The sequence below is a fragment of the Streptomyces hilarionis genome, assembly GCF_024539675.1.
In the GTDB taxonomy this organism is placed as follows: domain Bacteria; phylum Actinomycetota; class Actinomycetes; order Streptomycetales; family Streptomycetaceae; genus Streptomyces; species Streptomyces hilarionis.
In genome coordinates, this window is record NZ_JAHHIT010000002.1 from 117,889 (window position 1) to 128,979 (window position 11,091).

Here is an 11,091-nt window from a genome sequence, read left to right on the forward strand (position 1 = left end):
CTGCAGCGCCGCGGGCTGGGGGAGGAGCACGGCGCGGGGTCGGGCGGTCCCGGTGGGGCGGTGACCGCGGATGATGGCCAAAGCGCCATGGTAGGGCCCGAACGAGCCGTCTGACCAGGGGTTTCGGGACACCTGTGCGGCGATGTCAGTGCCGTGGTGTGCAATGGATCTCGTGCCCGCGCTGAAAGAACCACTGGAACGACCGCTGAAGTCGGTGCTCGGTCCCGCCACCGCCAAGGTGATGGCCGAGCACCTCGGCCTGCACACCGTCGGCGACCTCCTGCACCACTACCCCCGCAGATACGAGGAGCGCGGCCAGCTCACCCACCTCGCCGACCTCCCCATGGACGAGCACGTGACCGTGGTCGCCCAGGTCGCCGACGCCCGGTTGCACAGCTTCGCCTCCGCCAAGGCCCCCCGGGGCAAGGGCCAGCGGCTGGAGGTGACCATCACCGACGGCAGCGGCCGGCTGCAACTGGTCTTCTTCGGCAGCGGCGTGCACAAGCCCCACAAGGACCTCCTGCCGGGCACGCGCGCGATGTTCTCGGGCAAGGTCTCGGTCTTCAACCGCCGCCTCCAACTGGCCCACCCCGCCTACGAGCTGCTGCGCGCCGACGCCGAGGAGTCCGTCGAGAGCTGGGCCGGCGCCCTCATCCCGCTCTACCCGGCCACCGCCAAACTGGAGTCGTGGAAGATCGCCAAGGCGGTCCAGACCGTCCTGCCCGACGCCCGCGACGCGGTCGACCCCCTCCCGGACTCCCTGCGCGAGGGCCGCGGCCTGGTCTCGCTTCCCGAGGCCCTGCTGAAGATCCACCGCCCGCACACCAAGGCCGACATCGCCGACGCCCGCGCCCGGCTGAAGTGGGACGAGGCGTTCGTCCTCCAGGTCGCCCTGGCGCGCCGCCGGCACGCCGACGCCCTGCTCCCGGCCGTTCCCCGCAGGCCCGCCGCCGACGGCCTCCTCACCGCCTTCGACGCCCGCCTGCCCTTCACCCTCACCGAAGGCCAGCAGAAGGTCTCCAAGGAGATCTTCGACGACCTGGCCCTGGACCACCCGATGCACCGGCTGCTCCAGGGAGAGGTGGGGTCGGGCAAGACCCTCGTCGCCCTGCGCGCCATGCTCGCCGTGGTCGACGCCGGCGGACAGGCCGCCCTGCTCGCCCCCACCGAGGTCCTCGCCCAGCAGCACCACCGCTCCGTCGTCGAGATGATGGGCGACCTCGCCGAGGGCGGCATGCTCGGCGGATCCGACCGGGCCACCAAGGTCGTGCTGCTGACCGGGTCGATGGGCACGGCCGCCCGCCGCCAGGCCCTGCTCGACCTGGTCACCGGCGAGGCCGGCATCGTGATCGGCACGCACGCGCTGATCGAGGACAAGGTCCAGTTCCACGACCTCGGCCTGGTCGTGGTCGACGAGCAGCACCGCTTCGGCGTCGAGCAGCGCGACGCCCTGCGCGGCAAGGGCAGGCAGCCCCCGCACCTGCTGGTCATGACGGCCACGCCGATCCCGCGCACCGTCGCCATGACCGTCTTCGGCGACCTGGAGACCTCCGTCCTCGACCAGCTCCCGGCCGGCCGCTCGCCCATCGCCAGCCATGTCGTGCCGGCCGCCGACAAGCCCCACTTCCTGGCGCGCGCGTGGGAGCGCGTGCGCGAGGAGGTGGCAGGCGGCCACCAGGCCTACGTCGTCTGCCCGCGCATCGGCGACGACGCCGACGAAGCCGGGGACGGCGGGAAGGGCGGCCGGAAGAAGTCCGCCGAGGACGAGGCGGAGAAGCGCCCGCCGCTCGCGGTCCTGGAGGTGGCCGAGCAGCTGGCGAAGGGCCCGCTGAGCGGACTCGGCGTGGAAGTCCTGCACGGCAGGATGCACCCCGACGACAAGGACGCGGTGATGCGCCGCTTCGCCGCCGGGGACACCGACGTCCTGGTCGCGACGACCGTCATCGAGGTCGGCGTCAACGTCCCCAACGCCACCGCCATGGTGATCATGGACGCCGACCGCTTCGGCGTCTCCCAGCTCCACCAGCTGCGCGGCCGGGTGGGCCGCGGCTCGGCCCCCGGCCTGTGCCTCCTGGTCAGCGAGATGCCGGAGGCGAGCGCGGCCCGGCAGCGGCTCACCGCCGTCGCCACCACCCTCGACGGCTTCGAGCTCTCCCGCATCGACCTCGAACAGCGCCGCGAGGGGGACGTCCTCGGCCAGGCGCAGTCCGGCGCCCGCACCTCCCTGCGCGTCCTCGCGGTGATCGAGGACGAGGAGGTCATCGCCGAGGCCCGGCAGGAGGCGGTGGCGGTGGTCACGGCGGACCCGGAGCTCAGCGCCTACCCGGGCCTGCGAACGGCCCTGGACGCCCTGCTGGACGAGGAGAGGGAGCAGTACCTGGAGAAGGGCTGAGCGCCGGCGGCCGTCGTAGGGGGCGGCGACGTCCCGGCGCGGCCTGAGAGACTGGACCCGTAACCGCCGGACCGACCCGCCCCGCCGTCGGACCCGTGACCCCTGCCGAACGAGGACCCGAGATGACCCGCGTGATCGCTGGCGCAGCAGGCGGACGTCGCCTGGCCGTCCCGCCGGGGACGGGCACCCGTCCCACCTCCGACCGCGCCCGCGAAGGTCTCTTCTCCACCTGGCAGTCGCTCCTCGGCGGCCCCCTGGACGGCGAACGCGTCCTCGACCTGTACGCCGGCTCCGGCGCCGTCGGCCTGGAGGCCCTGTCCCGCGGCGCGAGCCACACCCTCCTGGTCGAGGCGGACGCCCGCGCGGCCCGCACGATCCGGGAGAACGTGAAGGCGCTGCGGCTGCCCGGCGCCGAGGTCCGCGCGGGCAAGGCCCGCCAGGTCGTCCAGGAGACGCCCGCGGCGCCCTACGACCTCGCCTTCCTCGACCCCCCGTACGCCGTATCCGACGACGATCTTCGCGAGATCCTGCTCACACTCCTCTCGGGGGGCTGGCTAGCGGCCGACGCCCTCGTCACCGTGGAGCGCAGCACCAGAGGCGGGGAGTTCCCCTGGCCGGAGGGCTTCACGGGTCTCCGGTCTCGTCGCTACGGCGAGGGAACGTTTTGGTACGGTCGCGCCGCCTCTACGTGCGAAGACGCGCGATGACCGGACCGGAGAGCGAGGGAGCACAAGTGCGCCGTGCCGTCTGTCCCGGGTCGTTCGACCCGATCACCAACGGACATCTCGACATCATTTCCCGCGCCTCCCGTCTGTACGACGAGGTCTATGTCGCGGTCATGATCAACAAGTCGAAGAAGGGCCTGTTCGAGGTCGACGAGCGGATCGACCTGATCAGCCGGGTCACCGCCGAGTACGGCAACGTCCGGGTCGAGGCCTTCCACGGCCTCCTCGTGGACTTCTGCAAGCAGCGCGAGATCCCGGCCATCGTCAAGGGCCTGCGCGCGGTCAGCGACTTCGACTACGAACTGCAGATGGCCCAGATGAACAACGGCCTCTCGGGCGTCGAGACGCTGTTCGTGCCGACCAACCCCACCTACAGCTTCCTGTCCTCCTCCCTGGTCAAGGAGGTCGCCACCTGGGGCGGCGACGTCTCGCACCTGGTGCCCGCGCTGGTGCTCGAGGCGCTGACCGAGCGCCTGCGGCAGGACTGACGTCGCACGCTGCTTCTGACGGCCCGTCATCCGGTGTCCTGCGGACACCCCGTGGCCGTACAGTCGTCCCGTCCGTCTCCAACCCAGCTGTAGGAAGTGGCGAGCAACCGGTGGACGTGCAGAAGAAGCTCGACGAGATCGTCACGGCGGTCTCCAGTGCCCGGTCGATGCCGATGTCGGCCTCGTGCGTGGTCAACCGCGCGGACCTGCTCGCCCTGCTCGAAGAGGTGCGCGCGGCCCTGCCCGACTCCCTGGCCCAGGCCGAGGAGCTGATCGGCGGCCGCGAGCAGATGGTCGAGCAGGCCCGCGCCGAGGCCGAGCGGATCATCTCCTCCGCGCACGCCGAACGCGGCTCCCTGCTCTCCGACACCGAGATCGCCCGCCGCTCGCAGTCCGAGGCCGACCGGATCCTCGCCGAGGCCCGCAAGGAGGCCGAGGAGGTCCGCGCCGAGGCCGACGACTACGTCGACTCCAAGCTCGCCAACTTCGAGGTCGTCCTCACCAAGACGCTCGGTTCCGTCGGCCGGGGCCGCGAGAAGCTCCTCGGCACCGGCCCGGGCGTCGACGAGAACGGCTACGAGGACGAGGACGCCCCCGAGCGCAGCCACGACCCCGAGACCCTGCGCCGCGACGCCGACGCCTACGTCGACACCAAGCTGGGCGCCTTCGAGGCGGTCCTCGCCAAGACCCTGGAGGCGGTCGGCCGCGGCCGCCAGAAGCTGCACGGCCGCATCGCCACGGACGACCTCGGCGCCCTCGCCGGCGACCCGACGACGTTCCAGCACTCCTCGGACGCCGACTACCTCGCCGACCTGGCCGCCCTCGCGGAGCAGGACGCGAGCGCCGCACAGCCCGCCCAGCAGCCGTACGCGCAGCAGGAACCGCAGCCGGCGTACGGGTACCAGCAGCAGGGGGACGGCTACCCCCAGCAGGCGGACCCGTACGGCTACCAGCAGCAGGGGCAGCAGCAGACCTACGGTCAGCAGGACGCCTACGGCTACCAGCAGGCGGACCCGTACGCGTACGGCTACGACACCCAGCAGCCCGCCTACGACCCGCACCAGCCCGCCCAGCAGGCGCAGCAGGACGGGCAACCGCAGCAACAGGGCCGGCCCGGGTACGCCCTGGACGAGACCAGCCTCTTCGACACCAGCATGATCAGCGCCGAGCAGCTGCGCGCGTACGAGCAGGAACGCGGCCTGTAGGGCCCCGCGCCACCCGATTGGGCTGTGGGCGAAAGCTCCAGTATCCTGGCTCTTCGGTCGCGTGTGCGCCTGGCCGATTTCGCATGCGCCCGCGATCGTGCCGCCCGTAACACCGGGGGCGGCTCCGAGCTCGAAGATCGAAAGCAGGAATGGCCCTGAACGCCCGCCTCGACCACCGCAACCCTCTTGTGTTCGACACACACGAGCTGGGGCGGCGTCCTGGCGCGCTGCAGCGCCTGACCCGCGAGATCGACGCTCCCCGGGATCTCGGGATCCAGGGAGTCATCGGTGTGCCGGAAGGCGCCCCGGTGGAGCTCTCGCTCCGACTCGAGTCGGTCATGGAAGGGGTGCTCGTCACAGGCACCGCCCGTGCACAGGCCGAGGGGGAGTGCGTAAGGTGTCTGGAGCCGCTCGAGCTCGATCTCGAAGCGGAGTTCCAGGAGATGTTCTCGTACCCTGACGCCGACGACCGGGGCCGTGTGAAAGCGGAGCCGGCCGACGACGCCGAGGAAGACGAGGACAGGCTCTTTCTCGAGGACGGTCTGTTCGACCTCGAACCCGTGCTGCGTGATGCGGTGGTGCTCGCACTGCCGATGCAGCCGGTGTGCCAGGACGACTGCCCCGGCCTGTGCTCCGAGTGCGGAGCCCGGCTGGCGGACGACCCGGGACACCACCATGACGCCACCGACATTCGTTGGGCGGCACTGCAGGGACTCGCCGGTTCACTCGGAGACGGCGAGAAGGACGAGATGAGCGGCGGCGTGCCTCGATCAGCGCCCGCCGACGAGAAGCAGGAGAAGTAGCCGTGGCTGTTCCGAAGCGGAAGATGTCGCGCAGCAACACGCGCCACCGCCGGTCGCAGTGGAAGGCTGCGGTCCCCACCCTGGTTGCGTGCGAGCGCTGCCACGAGCCCAAGCTGCAGCACATCGCGTGCCCGTCTTGCGGCACCTACAACAAGCGCCAGGTCCTCGAGGTCTGAGCGGCTGGTGAGAGGCTTCATGTCTGACGCCAAGGCGGACACGACCGCCAAGAAAAAGGCGGACACCACAGCCTCGTCCCACACGCTTCTGGAAGGGCGGCTCGGCTATCAGCTCGAGTCCGCCCTTCTGGTGCGTGCGCTGACCCACCGTTCCTACGCGTACGAGAACGGCGGTCTGCCGACGAACGAGCGGCTGGAGTTCCTCGGGGACTCCGTGCTCGGCCTCGTCGTCACGGACACGCTGTACCGCACCCACCCCGATCTGCCCGAGGGCCAACTGGCCAAGCTTCGGGCCGCGGTGGTCAACTCGCGTGCGCTGGCGGAGGTCGGCCGTGGCCTCGACCTGGGCTCCTTCATCCGGCTGGGCCGGGGCGAAGAGGGCACGGGCGGCCGGGACAAGGCGTCCATCCTCGCCGACACCCTGGAAGCGGTGATCGGCGCGGTCTATCTCGACCAGGGCCTCGAAGCGGCCTCCGAACTGGTGCACCGCCTGTTCGACCCGCTGATCGAGAAGTCCTCGAACCTCGGAGCCGGCCTGGACTGGAAGACCAGTCTCCAGGAGCTCACCGCGACCGAAGGGCTCGGCGTGCCCGAGTACCTGGTCACGGAGACCGGCCCCGATCACGAGAAGACCTTCACTGCTGCCGCCCGCGTCGGAGGCGTCTCGTACGGCACCGGCACCGGCCGCAGCAAGAAGGAGGCGGAGCAGCAGGCCGCCGAGTCCGCCTGGCGGTCCATCCGGGCCGCCGCGGACGAGCGCGCCAAGGCGGAGCGGACGGCCGAGGCCGTCCCGGTCGCCGACGGCAGCACGCCGGACCCCGAGTCCGCCTCCGCCTGACGAGCACCACAGCAGCGACACAGCGAGACAGCAGTACGAGACGAACGCCCGCCCCCGCAGGGAGGCGGGCGTTCCGTACGGGGGATCCCATGCCCGAGTTGCCCGAGGTCGAGGTCGTCCGGCGCGGTCTGGAGCGGTGGGTCGCCCATCGCACGGTCGCCGCCGCCGAGGTGCTGCATCCGCGCGCGGTGCGCCGTCACCTCGCCGGCGCCGACGACTTCGCGCACCGCCTCACGGGCCATCGCGTCGGCACGCCGAGCCGCCGCGGCAAGTACCTGTGGCTGCCGCTGGAGGACACCCGCCTCGCGGTCCTGGCCCATCTCGGCATGAGCGGCCAGCTCCTGGTCCAGCCGCACGGGGCGCCCGACGAGAAGCACCTGCGCGTCCGGGTGCGGTTCGCCGACGAGGTGGACACCGAACTGCGCTTCGTGGACCAGCGCACCTTCGGCGGCCTGTCCCTGCACGACGTCACCCCCGACGGCCTGCCGGACGTCATCGCGCACATCGCCCGCGACCCCCTCGACCCGCTGTTCGACGACGAGGCCTTCCACCAGGCCCTGCGGCGCCGGCGCACCACGATCAAGCGGGCCCTGCTCGACCAGTCGCTGATCAGCGGAGTCGGCAACATCTACGCGGACGAGGCGCTGTGGCGGGCCCGGCTGCACTACGACCGCCCGACCGGGAACCTCACCCGTCCGCGCACGCGCGAGCTCCTGGGCCACGTGCGCGACGTGATGAACGCGGCGCTCGCCGTCGGCGGCACCAGCTTCGACAGCCTCTACGTCAACGTCAACGGCGAATCCGGCTACTTCGACCGGTCGCTGGACGCCTACGGACGCGAGGGCCTGCCCTGCAAGCGCTGCGGCACCCCCATGCGCCGGCGCCCGTGGATGAACCGGTCCAGCTACTTCTGCCCGAAGTGTCAGACGCCGCCGCGCATACCGTCGTAGGCCTCGCGGGCCGCGAGGACGTCGTCCATCCGGCTCTCGAGGTGGTGGATCAGGCCGAGCAGGCGTTCGGCCACCTCGCGCCCGAGCGGGGTCAGTTCGTAGTCCACGCGGGGCGGGTTGGTGGGCTGGGCCTCGCGATGCACCAGTCCGTCGCGCTCCAGGGCGTGCAGCGTCTGGGACAGCATCTTCTCGCTCACGCCGTCGACGCGGCGACGCAGTTCGTTGAACCGCAGTGAGCCCTCGTACAGCGCGCCGAGCGTGAGCCCGCCCCAGCGGCCGGTGATGTGCTCCAGCGTGCCGCGCGAGGGGCAGGCCTTGGCGAACACGTTGAACGGCAGCGCGTGATCCTCCGCGTCCACCTGGGTGATGGTCATACCGGGAGCGTACTCCAAGGCAGCGCTAGCCGACAGGTTGCACTAACGAAAAGTTAGTGCTTTCCTTCAGTCACTGCCCCTGAGCTGCTCCACAGCTCTGTTCACGAGGAGTGCGTATGTCCGCCCCCGTTGCCCCCGCCGCTGCCGCCGCCGGCCCGGTCGCCGCTGTCGCCCCTGTCGTCGCCGTCGCCTACCACTCCGGCTACGGCCACACCGCGGTTCTCGCCGAGGCCGTGCGCGCGGGAGCCTCCGACGCCGGCGCGGAGGTGCACCTGGTCAAGGTCGACGAGATCACCGAGGAGCAGTGGACGCTGCTCGACGGCGCGGACGCGATCGTCTTCGGCTCGCCCACCTACATGGGCACCGCGTCCGGCGCGTTCCACGCCTTCGCCGAGGCGACCTCGGCCCGCTGGGCCACCCAGGCCTGGAAGGACAAGCTGGCCGCCGGGTTCACCAACTCGGGATCCAAGAGCGGCGACAAGCTGCACACGCTCCAGTTCTTCCAGATCCTGGCCGCGCAGCTCGGCATGCACTGGGTCAACCTCGGTCTGCTGCCCGGCTGGAACAGCTCCACCGGATCCGAGAACGACCTCAACCGCCTCGGCGTGTTCCTCGGAGCCGCCGCGCAGACCAACGTCGACGAGGGCCCGGACGCCGTGCACAAGGCCGACGTCGCGACGGCGGAGCACCTCGGCCACCGGGTCGCCTCGACGGCCGCCGTCTTCCTGGCCGGCCGCGCCCCGTCTGCTTGATCGTTTCTGCGCCCGGACGGCGGAGGGGCCTCAGTACCCGAAGTCCTGCGTCCACCAGGGGCCGCCGGGGCCGAAGTGGACGCCGACGCCGAGGGTCTTGAAGTCGCAGTTCAGGATGTTCGCCTTGTGACCGGGGCTGTTCATCCAGGCCGCCATGACGGCGGCCGCGTCGGACTGCCCGCGGGCTATGTTCTCGCCGCCGAGGCCGGATATGCCGGCCTTGGCCGCCCGGTCCCAGGGGCTCGCCCCGTCCGGGTCGGTGTGGTCGAAGAAGCCGCGCGCGGCCATGTCGTCGCTGAACTTCTCGGCGAGGTCCGACAGGGCGCTGTTCGCCGAGACGGCGCTGCAACCGACCTTGGCCCGCTCCTCGTTGACGAGGCTCAGCACCTCGGCCGCGGCCTGGGCCTCGGCGGAGACCGTGATCGGCGCGTCGGCCCGCTGCGGTCCCTTGGTGGCCGTCTTCGACCTGGACGGCGTGCTCTGCGGCTTGCGCGTCTGCTTCGAGGGCGTGGCCTGCGGCTTCTCGGCAGCCGTCTTGCTCGGCGAGGCCGAGGCCGAGGCCGAGGGTGCGGAGGACGAGGGGGAGGGCGCGGCCGAGGACGTGGACGGCGACGCGGCGCGGCCGGCGTCACGACTGGTCGACTCGGCGCCGCGGCCGGACTCGGCCGCGCCGGAGGTGCCGCCCTGTTCGGCGGCCGAGTTGGTCGGCGAGCCGGCGGCCTGCACCTTGTCGGCGGGGCCGTTGCCGCCGCCGATCCGGTAGCCGTCCACGCCCGGCACCACGCCGGTGGCCACCGCGACGGTGCCCAGGGCGACCGCCGCGGACACGCCGAGCAGGCCCGTCTTCACCGGCGTCACGACGCGCTTCTTGCGGCGGCGGCCCGAGCCGTCGCGGCCCGGGGCCCTGCCGCCGGGAGCGAAACCGCCGGACCCGAACGCGGCGGTGTCGGCGCGCCGGTGCTCGTCATCGGTGGCGAACAGGTACTCCTGGCTGCGGGCCACGGAGTCGGCGTACGCCTCGGGGTTCAGATACGGCGCGATGCCCATCGTCGGACGGTCGGAGCCGTACCGGTCCTGCGGGGTGCGACCCTCCGCGAGCGAGCCGTGCGTCTGTGTGACCCCCGTGGCGCGGCTCGTGGCGGCGCGGCCGGCGGCGGAGCGTCGGTGGCGTCCCATGTCCTTGCCTTCCTCGTCCAAGCGGTGTTCCCCAGGGTCGGCCGGGAGCTCGGGGCGTCGCGCGCCTCCTGCTCCCCCCGGTCGACCGGACTCACCCGATCGAGTGAGTTTCATATGAGAATCATTGGGTGGGGACGGTACCCCATGGCGCTCGGGGAGGATGTGCCGCGAGAGACATTGCCCGGTTAGGTTGCACGCATGAGCGAGGATGTACGGCTGGTCGCCTGGGTGCGCGGACACGTCCAGGGCGTGGGATTCCGCTGGTTCACGCGGGCCAAGGCACTGGAGATCGGCGGCCTGAGTGGTTTTGCTCTCAATTTGGCCGACGGACGGGTCCAGGTGGTCGCCGAGGGCGGCCGGGAGGGCTGCGAGGGACTGCTCGGCTGGCTCCTCGGTGACGACACGCCCGGCCGCGTCGACGGCGTCACCGAGATATGGGACACACCGCGCGGCGGCTACGACGGCTTCGCGATCCGCTGAGGGAGTCGCGTGAGGACGTGCCCCGGGAGCGGGGGGATGTGCCACCGGCAGCTGCCGGAAGAGGAAAGCGCCAGGTGGTTGCCAAGAATCGATTGCGGTGGCAGGCTCCGCACGCAAGGATGATCGCCACGCCTCCAGGGCCCCGCAGGAGCCGCAGCGCCGCCGTGACGGCCGCGCGCCACAGGGTTGCCCGCCAATACGGGGCGTGATCGTGTTGACCGTCAAACTTTTTGGTGAGACGCTGAAAGCACCCCGCGCACCTCCGCTGTCTGGCATGGATGAACGCCAGCACGAACAAGATCCCGCCAGGCATCGCGGGTGCGAATCCCTCACGACCCACACCGCTTCGGTCGGTCACTCATTGTGGAGGACCATCCATCATGGCAAAGGCGCTTCTCGGTTACGTCGGCGGCTCCGACCCGCGACTCCTCGCCGAGATGCGACGGCTGCAGCAGCGTGTACAGGATCTGGAATCCGAGCTCGGACGGATCCAGGCCGAGAACGACGCGCTGACGGCTGCCGCTTCTCACGAATCGCTTATGGAGAGCATCGACGCACGCCAGGCGGAGCCTGCGCTCACCTGATCGCTGCACCGCTGCACAACGGCATCGCAGAGGTCGGGCGGCACACATCAACCGCGTCGGACCGCTAAGTTGTCAGAGTTTGCAAGGGACGCCGCTTCGGCGTCCCTTCTTTCTTTCCCGTCGCTCCCGTGGCCCCCGCCGATGCTTC

13 protein-coding genes are annotated in these 11,091 nt (G+C 71.2%); 11 read left to right on the plus strand and 2 right to left on the minus strand.

The window, feature by feature from the left end; all coding sequences use genetic code 11:
- Positions 1–163 precede the first annotated feature (163 nt).
- The 8 genes from recG (at position 164) to mutM (ending at position 7,577) form a co-directional block, all read left to right on the plus strand.
- Complete coding sequence (gene recG, locus KMS84_RS00975) at positions 164–2,392, plus strand: ATP-dependent DNA helicase RecG (protein ID WP_256914051.1); 2,229 nt, start codon at positions 164–166, stop codon at positions 2,390–2,392.
- 95 nt (positions 2,393–2,487) lie between these two features.
- Entirely contained in the window at positions 2,488–3,099 is a 612-nt protein-coding gene (rsmD, locus tag KMS84_RS00980; RefSeq protein WP_256914052.1) for a 16S rRNA (guanine(966)-N(2))-methyltransferase RsmD, read from the plus strand.
- A gap of 26 nt (positions 3,100–3,125) precedes the next feature.
- Complete coding sequence (coaD, locus tag KMS84_RS00985; RefSeq protein ID WP_256914053.1) at positions 3,126–3,605, plus strand: pantetheine-phosphate adenylyltransferase; 480 nt, start codon at positions 3,126–3,128, stop codon at positions 3,603–3,605.
- A gap of 110 nt (positions 3,606–3,715) precedes the next feature.
- On the plus strand, positions 3,716–4,810 hold the full coding sequence (locus KMS84_RS00990) for a F0F1 ATP synthase subunit B (RefSeq protein WP_256914054.1): 1,095 nt from the start codon (positions 3,716–3,718) through the stop codon (positions 4,808–4,810).
- A 149-nt stretch (positions 4,811–4,959) separates the two neighbouring features.
- Positions 4,960–5,613, plus strand: coding sequence for a YceD family protein (locus KMS84_RS00995; RefSeq protein WP_256914055.1), 654 nt, complete (start codon positions 4,960–4,962; stop codon positions 5,611–5,613).
- 2 nt (positions 5,614–5,615) lie between these two features.
- Positions 5,616–5,789 (plus strand): 50S ribosomal protein L32, encoded by a 174-nt coding sequence (rpmF, locus tag KMS84_RS01000; protein ID WP_007493396.1) that lies wholly within the window; start codon positions 5,616–5,618, stop codon positions 5,787–5,789.
- 19 nt (positions 5,790–5,808) lie between these two features.
- Positions 5,809–6,627 carry a ribonuclease III gene (gene rnc, locus KMS84_RS01005; protein WP_256914056.1) on the plus strand — a complete coding sequence of 273 codons (819 nt, stop codon included), beginning with the start codon at positions 5,809–5,811 and terminating at the stop codon, positions 6,625–6,627.
- 89 nt (positions 6,628–6,716) lie between these two features.
- Positions 6,717–7,577: a bifunctional DNA-formamidopyrimidine glycosylase/DNA-(apurinic or apyrimidinic site) lyase gene (gene mutM, locus KMS84_RS01010; RefSeq protein WP_256914057.1), complete on the plus strand. Its 861-nt coding sequence runs from the start codon at positions 6,717–6,719 to the stop codon at positions 7,575–7,577.
- On the opposite strand, the gene KMS84_RS01015 is transcribed toward mutM, so the two are convergent.
- Positions 7,550–7,951 carry a winged helix-turn-helix transcriptional regulator gene (locus tag KMS84_RS01015; RefSeq protein ID WP_256914058.1) on the minus strand — a complete coding sequence of 134 codons (402 nt, stop codon included), beginning with the start codon at positions 7,949–7,951 and terminating at the stop codon, positions 7,550–7,552. The genes mutM and KMS84_RS01015 overlap by 28 nt on opposite strands.
- Positions 7,952–8,067: 116 nt before the next feature.
- On the opposite strand from KMS84_RS01015, the gene KMS84_RS01020 reads away from it, so the two are divergent.
- A complete protein-coding gene (locus tag KMS84_RS01020; protein ID WP_256914059.1) occupies positions 8,068–8,703 on the plus strand; it encodes a flavodoxin family protein in 636 nt (211 codons plus the stop codon).
- 30 nt (positions 8,704–8,733) lie between these two features.
- Here the strand turns inward: KMS84_RS01020 and KMS84_RS01025 are convergent, their stop codons facing one another.
- A complete protein-coding gene (locus KMS84_RS01025; protein ID WP_256914060.1) occupies positions 8,734–9,879 on the minus strand; it encodes a CAP domain-containing protein in 1,146 nt (381 codons plus the stop codon).
- Between the two features lie 198 nt (positions 9,880–10,077).
- Between KMS84_RS01025 and KMS84_RS01030 the strand changes: the two genes are divergently transcribed.
- Together KMS84_RS01030 and KMS84_RS01035 are read left to right on the plus strand one after the other, a co-directional pair.
- Complete coding sequence (locus tag KMS84_RS01030) at positions 10,078–10,359, plus strand: acylphosphatase (RefSeq protein WP_256906024.1); 282 nt, start codon at positions 10,078–10,080, stop codon at positions 10,357–10,359.
- Positions 10,360–10,739: 380 nt separating this feature from the next.
- Positions 10,740–10,943 (plus strand): hypothetical protein, encoded by a 204-nt coding sequence (locus KMS84_RS01035; RefSeq protein ID WP_109002141.1) that lies wholly within the window; start codon positions 10,740–10,742, stop codon positions 10,941–10,943.
- Positions 10,944–11,091 lie beyond the last annotated feature (148 nt).